15 protein-coding genes are annotated in these 15,086 nt (G+C 69.7%); 5 read left to right on the forward strand and 10 right to left on the reverse strand.

Annotated features, from left to right (window positions below):
* Positions 1-25 precede the first annotated feature (25 nt).
* Complete coding sequence (locus tag U5798_RS14195) at positions 26-253, reverse strand: AbrB/MazE/SpoVT family DNA-binding domain-containing protein (protein ID WP_124447613.1); 228 nt, start codon at positions 251-253, stop codon at positions 26-28.
* Positions 254-405: 152 nt separating this feature from the next.
* Here U5798_RS14195 and U5798_RS14200 point away from each other — a divergent pair, with 152 nt between their 5' ends.
* Positions 406-1,176, forward strand: a complete 771-nt coding sequence (locus U5798_RS14200; protein WP_124447615.1) for an IclR family transcriptional regulator domain-containing protein — start codon at positions 406-408, stop codon at positions 1,174-1,176.
* A gap of 30 nt (positions 1,177-1,206) precedes the next feature.
* Here U5798_RS14200 and U5798_RS14205 read toward each other — a convergent pair whose 3' ends face one another.
* The 6 genes from U5798_RS14205 to U5798_RS14230 form a co-directional block, all read right to left on the reverse strand.
* Positions 1,207-3,507 carry an ATP-dependent DNA helicase gene (locus tag U5798_RS14205; protein WP_322082412.1) on the reverse strand — a complete coding sequence of 767 codons (2,301 nt, stop codon included), beginning with the start codon at positions 3,505-3,507 and terminating at the stop codon, positions 1,207-1,209.
* A complete protein-coding gene (locus U5798_RS14210) occupies positions 3,504-5,198 on the reverse strand; it encodes a VRR-NUC domain-containing protein (RefSeq protein ID WP_322082413.1) in 1,695 nt (564 codons plus the stop codon). The genes U5798_RS14205 and U5798_RS14210 overlap by 4 nt, the downstream gene beginning before the upstream one ends.
* A 97-nt stretch (positions 5,199-5,295) precedes the next feature.
* Complete coding sequence (locus tag U5798_RS14215; RefSeq protein WP_322082414.1) at positions 5,296-6,174, reverse strand: MipA/OmpV family protein; 879 nt, start codon at positions 6,172-6,174, stop codon at positions 5,296-5,298.
* 205 nt (positions 6,175-6,379) lie between these two features.
* Entirely contained in the window at positions 6,380-6,691 is a 312-nt protein-coding gene (locus U5798_RS14220; protein WP_041492268.1) for a hypothetical protein, read from the reverse strand.
* A 14-nt stretch (positions 6,692-6,705) separates the two neighbouring features.
* Entirely contained in the window at positions 6,706-6,903 is a 198-nt protein-coding gene (locus U5798_RS14225) for a hypothetical protein (protein ID WP_322082415.1), read from the reverse strand.
* A 90-nt stretch (positions 6,904-6,993) separates the two neighbouring features.
* Positions 6,994-7,293, reverse strand: coding sequence for a hypothetical protein (locus U5798_RS14230; protein WP_124447625.1), 300 nt, complete (start codon positions 7,291-7,293; stop codon positions 6,994-6,996).
* A gap of 143 nt (positions 7,294-7,436) precedes the next feature.
* Between U5798_RS14230 and U5798_RS14235 the strand changes: the two genes are divergently transcribed.
* From U5798_RS14235 to U5798_RS14245, 3 genes are all read left to right on the forward strand, one after another.
* Positions 7,437-7,685 (forward strand): hypothetical protein, encoded by a 249-nt coding sequence (locus U5798_RS14235; RefSeq protein ID WP_322082416.1) that lies wholly within the window; start codon positions 7,437-7,439, stop codon positions 7,683-7,685.
* A gap of 338 nt (positions 7,686-8,023) precedes the next feature.
* Positions 8,024-8,455, forward strand: coding sequence for a CBS domain-containing protein (locus U5798_RS14240; protein WP_124447629.1), 432 nt, complete (start codon positions 8,024-8,026; stop codon positions 8,453-8,455).
* A 30-nt stretch (positions 8,456-8,485) separates the two neighbouring features.
* Positions 8,486-8,995: a PRC-barrel domain-containing protein gene (locus U5798_RS14245; protein WP_124447631.1), complete on the forward strand. Its 510-nt coding sequence runs from the start codon at positions 8,486-8,488 to the stop codon at positions 8,993-8,995.
* 6 nt (positions 8,996-9,001) lie between these two features.
* On the opposite strand, the gene U5798_RS14250 is transcribed toward U5798_RS14245, so the two are convergent.
* Positions 9,002-9,625 carry a DUF4142 domain-containing protein gene (locus tag U5798_RS14250; RefSeq protein WP_124447633.1) on the reverse strand — a complete coding sequence of 208 codons (624 nt, stop codon included), beginning with the start codon at positions 9,623-9,625 and terminating at the stop codon, positions 9,002-9,004.
* A gap of 49 nt (positions 9,626-9,674) precedes the next feature.
* On the reverse strand, positions 9,675-11,642 hold the full coding sequence (locus U5798_RS14255; protein ID WP_124447635.1) for an ATP-binding protein: 1,968 nt from the start codon (positions 11,640-11,642) through the stop codon (positions 9,675-9,677).
* A gap of 372 nt (positions 11,643-12,014) precedes the next feature.
* On the opposite strand from U5798_RS14255, the gene U5798_RS14260 reads away from it, so the two are divergent.
* On the forward strand, positions 12,015-13,052 hold the full coding sequence (locus tag U5798_RS14260) for a sigma-54 dependent transcriptional regulator (RefSeq protein WP_322082484.1): 1,038 nt from the start codon (positions 12,015-12,017) through the stop codon (positions 13,050-13,052).
* A 28-nt stretch (positions 13,053-13,080) separates the two neighbouring features.
* Here U5798_RS14260 and U5798_RS14265 read toward each other — a convergent pair whose 3' ends face one another.
* The gene (locus tag U5798_RS14265; RefSeq protein ID WP_322082417.1) at positions 13,081-14,880 is read right to left on the reverse strand and encodes a methyl-accepting chemotaxis protein; all 1,800 of its coding nucleotides are present in this window, start codon (positions 14,878-14,880) and stop codon (positions 13,081-13,083) included.
* Between the last annotated feature and the right edge of the window lie 206 nt (positions 14,881-15,086).

The following is a 15,086-nucleotide window of genomic DNA, read 5'->3' on the forward strand; positions in this document are numbered from 1 at the left end:
GGCGCTTGAATGGGTCGAGTCAGATCTACTCGTTTGCGTCGTTCCGCCTGAACCTGAAACCGCCAGGCAGCTTGCCTCTGAAACGCCTCAACGGCAGCAGAAGCGCTTCGGGACGCGCGTTGCGGCTCTCGGCCAAAGCGCCGGCACGGTGAACGACGATTTCGACTTCGTCGCCTTCACGCAGCCCCAACACGTCGACCAGACCGGCCGGAAGGCGCACCGCCAGGTTATTCCCCCACTTTGCAACCCGCATACGATCCTCCTTGAATAGATGTCGCCGACTCTATATCTGCCGCTATCCGGCGGACAAGGGGATGGCCGATCAACCAATCGCCCGTTACCCCACAACTCGCGCGATAATCGCCCACTCGCGCGCGAATACCGCGCACCCACCGCCCCCCGACGATGAAAAAGCCCGAACTCGACCGACGCGACTGGATTGCCGGCCTCGAAAAAGGCCTGATGATCCTCGAAGCCTTCGACAGCCAGCACGCGCGCATGACGCCCACGCAGGCCGCCGCGCGCACGGGCCTCACGCGCACGGCCGCGCGGCGCTACCTGCTGACGCTCGAAGCGCTCGGCTACGTGTACACCGACGGCAAGCTGTACGGCCTCACGCCGCGCGTGCTGCGGGTCGGCTGGTCGTACTTCGATTCGGCGCGCCTGCCGCGCACGGTCCAGCCCTATCTGCAGCAACTGAGCGCGTCGCTGAACGAATCGGCGTACGTCAGCGTGCTCGACGGCTGGGAACTGGTGTTCATCGCACGCAATGGCGTGTCGCGCGTGATGACGACGGGCTTCGTGCTCGGCGCGCGCGTGCCGGCGCCGCTGACGTCACCCGGTGTCGTGCTGCTCGCCCATCACCCCGATCGCGAAGCCGTGCGCGCGTGGCTCGACGCAGCCGAACTGCCGCCGTTCACGCCGCACACGATCACCAACAAGGCGCGGCTGCTCGAACAGGTCGACCAGGCGCGCGACGCCGGTTTCGCGGCGATCGAGCAGCAATTGCAGGTCGGCGTGCGCGGGATCGCGGTGCCGCTGAAGAACCGTCACGGCGAAGTGGTCGCCGCGCTGAGCACGAACATGCCGATCGGCGCGGAGACCGCCGACGCGGCCGTGCGGCGCGTGCTGCCGCACTTGCAGGAAGCCGCGCTCGCGATGCTCAACGTGCTGTAGCGCCAGGCCGCCTCGCCTTCGCCTGCACCGTCACCCGATCCGCCACCAGCGCGGCAGCAGGTCGCGCACCTCGCGCCTGCGATAACGGTCGTCGATCAGGTGCACGACGCCTTCGTCGTGCTCGGTGCGGATCACGCGCCCGGCCGCCTGCACGACCTTCTGCAAGCCCGGATACAGGTACATGTAGTCGTAGCCGTTGCCGAACCGCGCGTCCATCGCGCGCCGCATCTGCTCGTTGACGTCGTTGACCTGCGGCAGCCCGAGCGTCGCGATGAACGCGCCGATCAGCCGTTCGCCGACCAGGTCCACGCCTTCCGAAAACGCCCCGCCCAGCACCGCGAAACCGACACCGCGCCCGCCCGCGTCGAAGCGTGCGAGAAACGCGTCGCGCTCGCTTTCGGCCATGCCGGGCGCCTGCGCCCACACGGGCACGTCCGGATGGCGCGTCTGCATCAGCGCCACCACGCGCCCGAGATAGTCGAAGCTGCTCAGGAAGCCGAGGTAGTTGCCGGGCCGTGTCGCGTATTGCGCGGCGATCAGGTCGGCGATCGGTTCGAGCGACCGGTCGCGATCGCGCCAGCGCGTCGACACGTGACTCGCGACGCGCACCGTCAGCTGCTCGGCGCGGAACGGCCCGTCGACGTCGAGCCAGCCCGTATCGCCCGGCAGCCCGAGCGTGTCGCGATAGAAATGGAACGGGCTCAGCGTGCCCGAGAACAGCACGGTCGCGCGCGCGGCCTCGTAGCGCGGGGCCAGGAAGCCGGCCGGAATCACGTTGCGCACGCACAGCGTCGACTGGACGCGGCGGCGGCGGGCAGCCGTCGCGACACCGTCGAGCGCCGGCTGGCGCGGCATCGGCTCGCCGAGCAACGTCGCGTCGAAGATCGATGCGCTGTCGAAGGCTTCGGCGAGCACGCCGAACTGGATCGCCTCGAAATGAAACCGCAGCAACGCGTCGCCGTTCGCGCGCGGCGCGTCGGTCAGGTGTTCGCCGATCGCCGCGACGAGGTTCTGCACGGCCGACACGATCGGGCCCGGCACGTCCGGATACGCGGCATAGCGCTCGGTCTGCGCGCGATTGATCGTGCCCCACGCGCGGGCAAGCCGGTCGAATGCCTTGCGCAGCGCCGCCGGCGCGGCTTCGCGGGCGGCCGCGAACGCGAACGGATCGAGCGACGCGCTGTACATCTTGCGCGCGCGGTCGAGCAGGTTGTGCGCTTCGTCGACGAGCACGCCGACACGCCACTGGTTTTGCTGCGCGAGCGTATGCAACATCGCGCTGCCGTCGTAGTAGTAGTTGTAGTCGCCGATCACCATGTCCGACCAGCGCGCGAGCTCCTGCGACAGGTAGTACGGGCAGACGTCGTGCGCGAGCGCGGCCGTGCGCACGGCGTCGCGATCGAGCAGGCCGGCCTCGATCGCCGCATCGCGCGCGGCCGGCAGCCGGTCGTAGAAGCCTTTCGCGAGCGGGCACGATTCGCCGTGGCATGCATTGTCCGGATGCTCGCACGCCTTGTCGCGCGCGACGAGTTCCAGCACGCGCAGCGGCAGCGCGGGCGTGCCGGCGCCGAGCGTCGTCGCCGCTTCGAGCGCAAGCGCCCGGCCGGGCGTCTTCGCGGTCAGGAAAAAGACGTGGTCGAGTTCGCCCTCGCCGCACGCCTTCAGCAGCGGAAACACGGTGCCGAGCGTCTTGCCGATGCCGGTCGGCGCCTGCGCCATCAGGCAGCGTTCGTCACGCGCCGCGCGATAGACCGAGACCGCCAGTTCCCGCTGACCGCTGCGGAACTGCCCATGCGGAAAGGCAAGTGCGCGCAGCGCCGTGTCGCGCGCGGCGCGATGGGCCGACTCGCGTTCGGCCCAGCCGACGAAGCACGCGCACTGCTCGGCGAAGAAGGTCGCGAGCGTGCCGGCATCGAGCGTTTCCGTGAGTACGGTCTCGCGCTCGGACACGATGTCGAAATACACGAGCGCAACGTCGATTTCCTTCAGGCCGCGTGCGTCGCAGAGCAGGTGCGCGTAGACCTTCGCCTGCGCCCAGTGCAGCGCGCGATGGTTGGCTGGCATCGCATCGAGGCTGCCGCGGTAGGTCTTGATTTCCTCGACGCGGTTCGCCACGGGATCGTAGCCGTCCGCACGGCCGCGCACGGTGAGCGTGCCCCACGTGCCCGTCAGCGCGATCTCGGTTTCGTAGCGCGCGCCGCGTTTGGACGTGACTGCACCGTGGCCGGCGATGCCTTCGAGCGCCGTCGGCGCGGGCGTGAAGCGCAGGTCGAGATCGCCGCGCCGCGCGGTGAATTCGCACATGGCCCGCACCGCGACGACGTAGCTCATGCGGACAGCCCCGCCGCTTCGGCGTGCGCCACGCCCTCGCCGGCCCATTCGACATCAACGACACGCACCGGCATGCCGTGCGCGACGCAGTATGCAAGCCAGCGTGTCTGGTTGTCCTGCAGCCGGTCGCCGGGGCCTTTCACCTCGATCAGCTCGTAACGGCGCTCATCGGGCCAGAAGCGGACGAGATCGGGCAGCCCCGAACGGTTGCCGCGGATATCCGCGAGCAGGCGCGTGAACCACAGCCGCAGGTGCTCGGGCGGCAGGCACGCGAGCGCTTCATCGAGCAGCGCGTCGGTCAGCACGCCCCAGAACACGAACGGCGATTGCAGCCCGGCCTTCGTCGCGAAATGCCGGCGGATCGTGTCGCGGTACGCGCCCGAATCGAGCTGCGCGAAACACGCGTCGAATGCGTCCGCACGGCGCGCGGCGAAATCGGGGGCATGCAGGTCGGCCGGGCCGCGCTGGAACGGATGGAAGAACGCGCCGGGCACGGCCGCGAACACGGGCTCCCAGCACAGCAGGCCGAACAGCGAATTGATCAGCGTGTTCTCGACGTAATGGACCGGCGAAGCCGGCTGCGCGAGATGGTCTCGCACCGCGAATTCGACGCTGACGAACGCGTCGGGACGCGTGAGCACGAGTGTTTCGCGCGGTGCGCCGGCAGCGGCGGCCGCGCGTTCGACACGCTGGCCGGCACGGCGCTGCAGACGCGGCAGCATGCGCTCGACGCGCTGACGCTCCTCGTCGCTCTCGAAGCGGCCGCGCGCATCGAGCGCCAGCGCGAGCGCATCGTCGTCGCGCCCGCAGCGCTCGAGCACGCGGATGCGCCGGTGGCGGCTGCCGGGCCACGCGCTGCGCGCGTAGGCATCGAGCGCGGCATCCCAGTCGGCGCGGCGCTCGCAGGCCTGCCCGAGCGCGAACAGCAGCTTCGCGCGACGCGTCGCGAGCCACGGCTGCGCGCAGCCCACTGCGTCGATCGAGCGCATCAGGTCGTCGAACGGCAAGTCGTCGGGCCACACGTCGAGCGCGTCGCGACACGTCTGCAGCGCGAGATACGCATCGACGTCGCCGCGCTGCTGGAACGCACGCGACGACGGCGCGATCGGCACGCTTTCGTACTGGAACACGCCGAGATCGGCGAGCACGAATTCGCTCCAGTCCTGATGGAGATTGCCGAAGAACATTAGCCGCAGCCGGTCGCACAGCGCGCCGACCGTCACGCGCAGCACACGGTCGCCGGCCTGCGCGCACCACGCGTCGAGCGGCTGCGCGGTGTCGTGCGCGGGCCGCAGCCGCTCGAGCCATTCGGGCTTGCGCTCGCCGGCATGCGCGGCGAGCGACGGGAAGATGCGCAGCAGGTCGGCCTTGGTCGACAGCGCGAACAGCTCGTCGAGCGTCAGCGCGGGCGCCGGGTCGACCCAGCCGAGCGCGACGAGCGGCGCGGCCGCGTCGAGCGTGCTGCCGATTTCGTCGTACACGAGCTTGCTCGCGCGGAAGTCGGACCCGCTGCGCATCAGCATCCGCACGAGCAGCGCGCGCGACGGCTGCGGCAGCGTCGCGAACTGCCGGACGAACGCGTGCTCATGCGCGTCGAACAGGTCGTCGTAACGCTCGCCGAGCCAGGCCAGCGCGCGTTCGAAATTGGTCAGGTAGTAAAACGCCGGGGGCGTCGGCGAAGCAGGCGTCACGGAGATCGATCACTGTACGTTTGTACAGGTCGGAATCATATCAAATGTGACGGCAGATGCCGCGTGCGACATCTGCCCGCCGCTGCCGGGCCCCCGCTCAGAACTGGTAATTCACCGACATGTCGAACACGCCGTTGGTCGACTGCTGCGTGATCGGGCTGCGCGCCGCGCGGCCGACGAGTTGCTCGATCGCGCCGTCCATCGTGACGAACCAGTGCTTGTTCACGAACCACACCATCGTCACGCCGAGGCCCGCCGACTTGATCCCGGCCCCCGACGAATAGGCCGGCAGCCCCGAGCGCGCGGCGGCGCCCCGGCTCACGCCGAACCAGCTGTTCATGTAGCGCGAATCGGCGAACGACACGGTCGGCCCCGCGAACCAGAAGAAGTTTTCGTTGCTGCCCGGCATCGGCATGTACGCGGACAAATCGCCAGTCCAGCCGTTCGAGCCGCCGATGCTGCGCCGGACATCCGCGCGCAGCACGAGCGGGAATTCCTTCGAGATCACGTAATCGCCCGACAGCTTCATCACGGGCGCCGCGTTGATGTTGTCGAGGCCGTTCAGGTGGCCGAGATCGTCGGCCGAACGACGCCCGAGGTCATAGCCGACCGACAGGCTCACGCGCCAGTTCGGCCCGCGCAGCACGTTCGCGCCGAGCCCTTCGCCGGTCGACAGGAAGAACAGGTCGCGATAGCGGATGTCGAGGTTCGGGCCGCCCATCACGCGATAGCGGTCGGAGCCCGCATAGCGCGGTTGCAGCGTCATCGCGGCGCCGACGCTGACCTGCCACGTGGAGATGGTCGGATCGAACAGTTTCTCGAGCGGCACGCCCGCCGAGTACTGCCACTCGCCGAGCGGCGAAGGCGTCTGGGCCGACGCATCACGGGCGCCGGCCGCCGTGAGCGCCGCGCAGGCCGACAGGCCGGATACGAACCGGCGTGCGCCGGGTGAAAGCAACAGGCGAGCAACAGTCATCAAGGCGTCTCCGTCGGTTGCGCGAAACGGACCTGAAGGAAAGCGCGTCGCGCCTCTCCGGCTACCGCGGCTGGCAGCCTGTGGCGCGAACGTAGCGTGCGCTGAATTAACGGACATCCTACGCGACGCGCGCGAGAGACGCAAAGCGCCCGCCGCGGGCGGGCACCTTGCCGCTTTCCGGATTGAAGGGGGTGGCGTTGCCGGATCAGAAACGCTCGACGTGATAGTCGCCGGCCAGCGCGGCCGGGCTGCGCGTCGACATCATCCGCGAGAACCCGTCGGCGAGCCGTCCGAGCGCCAGCTGTTTCTGGCTGGCGTCCCAGTGCGTATAGGTGTCGTACGCGGCATCGTCGAACGAGACGGTGACGGCCACCGGGCGGCCGCTCGCACGAAAGCCGATCTGCAGCACGCCGCCCGGCAATTCCTCGATGTGATAGCGCAGCGAGCGCGATTCGAAATAGCGGCCCAGCACCTGAGCGATCGCGCGCTTGTCGGGTGATTGAACGTGGATGTCCATGAGGGTCCTCCTTTTCAGTATTCGCGCGGCCGGGGGTAGCGCACCGCTCCACCGGGCATCCGCATCGGCGGCGGATGCGACGGCGGGTCGCCCTGCGGCAGCCCGTCGGGCACGGGCGGGTCGACCGGATCGTCGTGCCCGGGCGGTACCGGGTCCGGGTCGACGTCGGGGGTCGTCGGTTCGGGGCGGTGCAGCATGGATGGCGTCTTCATGTCACTCCTGCGCGACGGCGCGCGCCTCTCGATGGCGCTGCGACCGCGCGCAAGCAACGTGCCCGCCCGTTCCGCCCGGACGCGGCCCGCTCAGTCGTCGTAGGCCGCCATCACCAGCCACATCGTGCGTCCCTCCGCGGTCAGCCGCACCGCGAGCGCGAACGGATCGGCCGGCGTGCAATGCGCGATGAGCGCCTGCTGCGCACGCTCGGGGCCGTCATAGACGATGTCGTTCAGCTCGCGCACCTCGTCCTTGCCGTCGAACATGCGCCGTTCGGGCCGATAAACCAGCGATTCGCGCTTCCACGCGGCGAAACGCGCGCGCACGCTGGCGAATTCGCCGCCGCATACGTTCGCGTCGTAACGTATCCTTTCCCTGGTTGCATTCATCACGTTGTCCTCTTGTCCACGCCGACAGCGCGCGGCGCATGTCCCGCGCACCCGTCCGGCTTCTCCGGCGCGCAAGCGTCGTGCCGTCGGCCCCTGACGGGCACGCCGCTTGCGCACGCATTGACCAGCAAGGAGGTTCGACCATGACCGCTTACGCCACCGGCCGCCACGACGCCGTGTCACCGGCTGCCGGACTGTTCCATCTCGCCACGTCGCGCCCGCCGTCGAAAGACAAGACGGAAGAGCGCATCGACGAAGGGCTCGAGGAGACGTTTCCGGCCAGCGATCCGCCCGCCGTCGGCGGCGCGACTCGCATCGACCCCGCCAAACCGTCCGGCGAACCTGAACGTCGCGCGCCGCACGACCCTTCCCCGCCCCGCGATCACGGCTGACGGCGGCACCCGGCTCGCGACGCGCGGCGGCGCTTCAGCGGGTCGGACCCATTCGGAGTGATCTGATGAAACGCCTTGAACGCAGATGGCATGAAATCAGCGGCGCCGCCGGCGTCGCTGCACTGGCCGCCATCGAAAGCGCAGTGGTGCTGGCAATCGTCGTCGTGACGGGCATCGGCCACTGATATCCCGCAGCGCCCGTCGCGGCAACCGCCGTGGAAGATGTACAAGCGGGCTGGCAAATTTCTCCGTTGCCCGGCCGTCGAGGCCTGGCGCAGGCAGAGTGCGTGCGGCACGGCATCTGCTCACGAATCGTCCTGCTCACGAAGGAGGCGTTCATGTATCGCGTCAACGAGATCATGTCGCGCGACGTGGTGTGCGTCGCACCGACCGACACGATTCGCCATGCGGCCGAACTGATGCAGCGCTTCGACATCGGCGTGCTGCCCGTTTGCGACGGCACCGAACTCGTCGCGATCGTCACCGACCGCGACCTCGCAGTGCGCGCGCTGTCGCACGGTCATTCATTCGATACGCCGGTGCAGGCCGTGGCATCCGCGCCCGTGCAGTGGTGCGTCGAGGACGACGGCGTCGGCGACGTCCAGCAGCGGATGGCCGACGTGCAGCTGCATCGCTTGCCGGTGCTCGACCGCGACCGGCGGCTGGTCGGGATCGTGTCGCTCGGCGACATCGCGACGCGCGCGGGCGGCCCCGAGCGCGACGAGCTGGCCAATACGCTCGAGGACGTGTCGCTGCCGCGCAGGCGCTGACCGCACACGGCTTCTACCTGGAGGTGAACGATGACAACGGACACACCGTCGCGCGCCGACACGCGCATCGTCGGCGGCCAACGCCGCCCTGCCGGCGGCGGGCCGGGGCCCGACGTGATGGCCGCCCGGACACTCGCGGGCGATCGCGTGCTGACGATGGACGGCGACGATATCGGCAAGGTGGCCGACATCATGCTCGACGTGCGCGCCGGCCGGGTCGCGTATGCGGTGGTCTCGTCGGGCGGCGTGCGCGGGCTCGGGCTCGGCGACAAGCTGCTCGCGGTGCCGTGGAACGCGCTCGTGCTCGACGCCGAGCGCAAATGCTTCGTGCTGCCGGTCGCGACCGAGCAGGTGCGCGACGCGCCCGGCTTCGACCGGGACCGCTGGCCGGCGATGGCCGACCCGGACTGGGCCGAGGCGCTGCATGCGTACTACGGCAGTTCGCCGTACTGGCTGATCGAGGAAGGCGAATCGGCACTCGACGCGCCGCCGCACGAGGCGTCGCCGGACAGTCCCGAGGACGGCAAGCGGCAACGCTGACGCCGCTCAGTGCGCGGCCGCTACGGTCCGCGCCAATTGCCGCGCAGCGGCCAGGTGCGCGGCCAGCGTCCCCAGTGTGCCGGCTGCGAACGCGCGAAGCTGCGGATCGCGGCCGTTCTTCGCCTCGTCCTGGTAGAGCCGGATCGCCGACTCATGCGCACGCGGGCCCGCCAGCGCGACGTACGCCGTGTCGAACGCGTGGCCCTCCTTCATTCGCAACGCCGTCACCGCCGGATCGACCAGCATCCGCGATTGCACCGGTACGCCCTTTTGCGCACCGATCTGCCGCAGTTCGCTGGCGATGCGGGCGTGATCGTCGGCCATCCGGCGCGCGAACGCCTTCACGTCGGGGTTCGACGAGCGGTCGAGTGCAAGCTGGCTGGCCTGCCGTTCGACCTTGTCGAGCATGCCCGCCTTGTCGACGAACTCGGCGTCGATGCCGGTCGGCCGTTGCGTCATGCCGGCCTCGTCGGCGGTCGCGCCCGGGCGGACGACACCCGGTGCGACCTGCACCGACGAAGCGGGCGGCGTCTGCGCCCGCGAACACGCGAACGCCAGTGCGCCAACGGCGGCAACCAGTGCGATGGCCGTCCGCGGGCGGCTGTCCCTTTTTCTCCGGTTCGTAGTCATCCGGACCTCCGTATGTCGTGACGGAGCGGGCCGGCCGCGCAGGTTGCCGTCAGCCGCGCCCTTTCCCGCCGTGCGCATCGTCGTCGTGCGCGACGTCGGCGATCACGCTCGCGAGCGTCGGCATGTCGACAGGCTTGCACAGGTACGCATCGAAGCCGGCGGCCAGCACGCGGTGGCGGTCGGCCTTGCCGGCGTGCGCGGTCACCGCGACGACCGGTAAATGCCCGCTGCCGTCCGGCAAATGGCGGATCCGGTCGAGCAGCCAGAAGCCGTCGCCGTCCGGCATCGCGAGATCCGACAGCACGACGCTCGGCGGATGTCGCTGCACCTCGTCGAGCGCGTCGTGCCCCGACTGCGCGGTCGACACCTGCGCGCCCATCGTCTCGAGCGCCGCGGCGAGGCTCGCGCGCGAGGTGGCGTCGTCATCGACGACGAGCACGCGCTGGCCGTCGAGCGCCACCGCGTCCGACGCGCCTGCGGGGCGCGCAAGGCTCTCGGCCGGATCGTCGACGTCCCAGCCGGCCGGCAGCGTGACCGTCACGGTCGTCCCGCGTCCCGGTCCGTCGCTCGTCGCGACGACGTTGCCGCCATGCAGCTGCGCGATGTTGCGCACGATCGACAGGCCGAGCCCGAGGCCGCGCTTCGGTGACGCGAACGCGCCTTCGGGCCGGCTGAAGGTGTCGAACAGATGCGGCAGGTATTCCGGCGCGATCCCTTGGCCGGTGTCGGCGACCGACAGCCGGACGCGTTCGCCCGCACGCGTCAGCGACACGTTGATGCGCCCGCCCGGCGGCGTGAACTTGATCGCGTTCGACAGCAGGTTCGACAACACCTGGCGCACGCGCTCGCCGTCCGCCGGAATCACGCAGCTCGGCATCGCGTATGCCGCCGACAGCTCGAGCCCGTTCGCCTGCGCGGTCGCATCGAGCTCGCGCGCGGCATCGCGCACGACGCGCACCAGGTCGACCGGCACGCGTTCGAGACGCAGCCGTCCCGTCGCGAGCGACGACGCGTCGAGCAGGTCGCCGACCATGTGCGACAGCGACCGCGCGCTGCGATCGATTGCCTCTACAGCCTGTTCCGCGAGCCCGTGCCCGCCGACGTTGCGCAGCACCTCGACCCACCCGTAGATCACGTTCAGCGGCGTGCGCAGCTCGTGCGACACCGTGGCCAGCAACTCGTCCTTCAGCCGGTTCGACGTGTCGGCCTGCGCCCGCGCGTCGCGGGCGCCGCGCAACGCGCGCAGGGTGCGCCGCTCGTTGCGGCGGCGTTCGCTCGCTTCGCGCAGCGTCATCGACAGGCCCGTGCAGTTGCCCTGCGCATCGACGATCGGCGACGCGGCGAAGGTCGCGCGAAAACGGCCGCCGCCATCGCGCACACACAGCACGTCGAGCGGCCCGACCGGCGCGTGCAGGTTCGCGAACGTGGCGGGCAGCGGATGCCGCCGCCGCCAGCGCGGCGCGAGCATCGTCGCGACGTCACGTCCGCTCGCCTGTGCGGCGTCGATCCCGAAGATTCGTTGCGCGGCCGGATTCCAGCTCGTGATCCGGCGCGCGGTGTCGACGCCGACGATCGCCTCGGGCGACGCGTCGACCACCCGGCGCAACAGGCCGTCCGGTTCGCGATGCGGCGCGCGTGCGGCCGCGTCCGCGTCGCCATCGTCGTCCGCGGCGTGCAGGCGATCGTTCGCGATCAGCGGCTTCACCGCCATCACGAGCACGCACTCGACGAAGCCGATCGCGACGAACGCACCGGCCTGTGCGAGCACCGAGGCCAGCGGCGCATCGCGCCACCACAGCGCGCCGATCACGGCCACGCTCGCGACGGTCGCGGCGAGCCCGCCACCGAACGACGTCAGCCAAGCGGCGGCCGCAACGCCTGCATAGAAAGGCAACGGCGCGAATGGCGCGTGCTCGCCGACGACGTGAATCGCCCACGCCTGCAGCGCGGACGCCAGCCCGACGGCCAGCACGACCCATGCACCCTGCCGCAACAGTTCATGAGTCAGGGTCTTCATTGCATCCTTGCCTCGCACCGGCTCCCGTCGTGCCGCGGTTCGGCCATCCGGGATGGCCGCCGAACGTACCGGGCGGGCTTGGAGTCGGCAGCAAGCGATATGCCCGGGACGGACATGACGCGGCGTTCAGGCGAAGCATGACGGGACGGCGCAGGGTGCCGTGCTGCAGGCCGTTCGGCATCGATCGCGGCTGCCCGCTGCTTGTGCGGAACGCGATCGCAACCGTCTTTTTCAATCCGCATCCTGTAAAAAAGCACGGGGCGGCGCAGCCTGTCCCTTCCGGCGGAAAGCCCGATGGACGATGCCTTCTGTCCCCGTCATGGACATTGGAAATTACTATTCCGCGGCACCTTCGCGGCCGTTTCGCTGTCGATGATAAATATTGCAATGAACGGAACTCGTGATGCCGATTTTCAAAACGGCCCGCTAATGCCGATGGGTGAAACCGCAAACCGGTCGAAGCAGCGCGCAGACGGCCGCCGGCTGTCCGGCCGGTCCTCCGCGATGCGCACGCTGCAAGGCCGCATCGAGAAAATCGCACCGACCCGCGCCAGCGTGATGATTGCCGGCGAAAGCGGGGTCGGCAAGGATATCGTCGCGCGCCGGTTGCACGATCTGAGTGCGCGGCGCGACGGCCCGTTCGTGCCCGTCAACTGCGGCGCGATCCCGCCCGATATCGCCGAGGCGCAACTGTTCGGGCACGAGAAAGGCAGTTTCACCGGCGCGGTCGCACAGCGCGAAGGTTTCTTCGAGGCCGCGCGCGGCGGCACGCTGCTGCTCGACGAGATCGCCGAAATGCCCGCGGCGCTGCAGGTGAAGCTGCTGCGCGCGCTCGAGTCGAACGCGATCGTGCGGGTGGGCGGCACCGAGCCGATTCCGCTCGACGTGCGCATCGTGTCGGCCACGCGCCACAACCCCGCCGAAGCCGTGCGCGACGGCCGGCTGCGCGAGGACCTGTTCTACCGGCTTGCCGCGTTCGCGCTGTACGTGCCGCCGCTGCGCCAGCGCGACGGCGACGTCGAGACGATCGCGCAGGAATTCGTCGACACGCTGAACGCGCGGCACCGCTCGCACAAGCGGCTGACCGACGCGGCGATCGCGGCACTGCGCGCGTACTCGTGGCCCGGCAACGTGCGCGAGCTGCACAACACGATCGAGCGCGCGTACATCCTCGCGGACGAAGGTATCGACGTCGCGCTGCCGAAACAGCCGATGCCGCCCGACCGCACGTCGGAGAGCGCGATGGCGCTGCCGCTCGGCGCGACATTGCATCATGCGCAGCAACGCTTCATCGCGGCCACGCTGCGCCATTTCGACGGCAACAAGCCGCGCGCGGCCAAGGCGCTCGGGATCAGCCTGAAAACGCTCTACAACCGGCTCGCGCTGATGCGCGACGACGGCCGCTCCTGAGCGGTGCGGCCGCGCCGCCAGGCCGCGGTCATGCGACCTTGAACCGCCCGACCGTCGTCGCCAGCGCATTCGCCTGCGACTGCAGCGCGGTCGCCGCGGCGGTCGACTGTTCGACGAGCGCCGCGTTCTGCTGGACCATTTCATCGAGCTGCGTGACCGCGCGATTCACTTCCTGGATGCCGCGCGTCTGCTCGTTCGCCGCGTGCGTGATCTCGGAGATGATGGTCGTCACGTTCGATACGTTGGACACGATCTCGCGCATCGTGTCGCCGGCCTGGCGCACCTGGCCGGAACCGGCCGACACGCTCGCGACCGTCGATTCGACCAGCACCTTCACTTCGCGCGCGGCCTGCGCGCTGCGTTGCGCGAGGCTGCGCACCTCTTGCGCGACGACCGCGAAGCCGCGGCCCTGCTCGCCCGCACGCGCCGCTTCGACGGCCGCGTTCAGCGCGAGGATGTTGGTCTGGAACGCAATGCCGTCGATCACGCCGATGATGTCGCCGATCCGGCCCGATGCTTCCTCGATCTTCTCCATCGTCGCGACGACGTCCGACACGACCACGCCGCCGTGCGACGCGATCCGCGACGCAGCCGCCGCGCGCTCGTCGGCCTGGCCGGCGGCTGCCGCCGACTGGCCGACCGTCGCGGTGATCTCTTCCATCGACGCCGCCGTTTCCTCGAGGCTCGCCGCGGCCGATTCGGTACGCGACGAAAGATCCTGGTTGCCGGCCGCGATCTCGTTCGCGGCCGTGCGCACCGATTCGCTCGCGTCGCGGATCTGGCGCATCACGTCGTTCAGCTTGTCGACGAAGCTGTTGAACGAGCGCGCGATGTCGGCGACTTCGTCGCGGCCGACGGCCGGCAGGCGCTGCGTCAGGTCGCCGGCGCCCGAGCCGATCGCGGCCATCGCCTGGCGCACCTGCGACAGGCGGCGGAATGCCGTCGCGGTAATCGCGCCGATGATCAGCGACGCGACGCCGACGATCACGACCAGCGTGATCAGCGACGCGGTCAGCAGCGAGCGCATGCCGGCCGTCGCCTCGGTCTTGTCGAGCAGCACCAGCGCGTACCAGTCGGTGCCCGGCACGGGCCGCGCACGCACCAGCTTCGCGTCGCCGCCGACGCTCACCTCGACGGGCGCCGTCGCGGCCGCGATCGTGGCCGCGCTCGTCGCACCGAGTTCGGGCGACACGTCGGCGACCGGCTTCAGCGTGAGCTTCGGGTCCGGATGCGCGACGACGTGGCCGCTGCTGTCGATCAGCATCCCGAAGCTGGCGGGCGTCGGGCGGATCGATTTCACGTTGGCGATCACGCTGTCCATCGCGACGTCCGCGGCGACGACACCCTTCAGCGCGCCGTCACGCAGGATCGGCACGGCGAACGTGACGACCAGGTTGCCGGTGCCGGCATCGACGTAGGGCGGCGTGACGACCGGCTTGCCGGCCTGCGCGGCCTGCTTGTACCACGGGCGGCCGGTCGGATCGTAGTCGGGCGGGATGCCGGTCGGGTCGGAGAAGTGGAACGCCTTGTCGGCATAGCCCGCGTAGACGTTCGTGAAGCCGCCGGCCGTGGCCATCTGCTTGAACACCGGCAGCGGATCGGGCGTGAGTGCCGCATCCTGCAGCGACGCGATCATCCGGCTGCGGGTGGCGACCCAGTCGGCGATCCCGACCACGTGGCCGCTCGCGACGGAAGTCAGGTTGCGGTCGATCGCATCGTTGTTGTACGAGCGCGCGATGAAGTAGTTGATCAGCGTGGTGGCGACGAGCGCGAATACGACGATGGAGACGCACGCGGCAAGAATGCGGGCGCGGATGGACGAGAGCATGGCAACGACTCGGTAAGGGAGCGCGAACGCCCGGTGGACGAATTCACCGGGTAAACGGCATTCGCGCCGCTTACTTGAGGCCGTCGTGACAATTCAATGAAACATATGACAAAAAACGTCGGCGGCTGTCAGCCGATCGTCAGGTCGCGGGCAGGCGGGCCGATGCGGCGGAAACCGCCGGCAACGCGCTCGGGCGCGATTCGGCC

It is taken from the genome of Burkholderia sp. BCC1972, assembly GCF_905339605.1.
Lineage (GTDB): Bacteria > Pseudomonadota > Gammaproteobacteria > Burkholderiales > Burkholderiaceae > Burkholderia.

Coding starts and splice junctions, on each gene's coding strand:
- U5798_RS14230 (WP_124447625.1), bottom strand. CDS start 7,293: ATGAATGCAACCAGGGAAAGGATACGTTACGACGCGAACGTATGCGGC.
- U5798_RS14265 (WP_322082417.1), bottom strand. CDS start 14,880: ATGCTCTCGTCCATCCGCGCCCGCATTCTTGCCGCGTGCGTCTCCATC.
- U5798_RS14255 (WP_124447635.1), bottom strand. CDS start 11,642: ATGAAGACCCTGACTCATGAACTGTTGCGGCAGGGTGCATGGGTCGTG.
- U5798_RS14250 (WP_124447633.1), bottom strand. CDS start 9,625: ATGACTACGAACCGGAGAAAAAGGGACAGCCGCCCGCGGACGGCCATC.
- U5798_RS14245 (WP_124447631.1), top strand. CDS start 8,486: ATGACAACGGACACACCGTCGCGCGCCGACACGCGCATCGTCGGCGGC.
- U5798_RS14215 (WP_322082414.1), bottom strand. CDS start 6,174: ATGACTGTTGCTCGCCTGTTGCTTTCACCCGGCGCACGCCGGTTCGTA.
- U5798_RS14195 (WP_124447613.1), bottom strand. CDS start 253: ATGCGGGTTGCAAAGTGGGGGAATAACCTGGCGGTGCGCCTTCCGGCC.
- U5798_RS14205 (WP_322082412.1), bottom strand. CDS start 3,507: ATGAGCTACGTCGTCGCGGTGCGGGCCATGTGCGAATTCACCGCGCGG.
- U5798_RS14225 (WP_322082415.1), bottom strand. CDS start 6,903: ATGAAGACGCCATCCATGCTGCACCGCCCCGAACCGACGACCCCCGAC.
- U5798_RS14260 (WP_322082484.1), top strand. CDS start 12,015: ATGATAAATATTGCAATGAACGGAACTCGTGATGCCGATTTTCAAAAC.
- U5798_RS14240 (WP_124447629.1), top strand. CDS start 8,024: ATGTATCGCGTCAACGAGATCATGTCGCGCGACGTGGTGTGCGTCGCA.
- U5798_RS14220 (WP_041492268.1), bottom strand. CDS start 6,691: ATGGACATCCACGTTCAATCACCCGACAAGCGCGCGATCGCTCAGGTG.
- U5798_RS14235 (WP_322082416.1), top strand. CDS start 7,437: ATGACCGCTTACGCCACCGGCCGCCACGACGCCGTGTCACCGGCTGCC.
- U5798_RS14200 (WP_124447615.1), top strand. CDS start 406: ATGAAAAAGCCCGAACTCGACCGACGCGACTGGATTGCCGGCCTCGAA.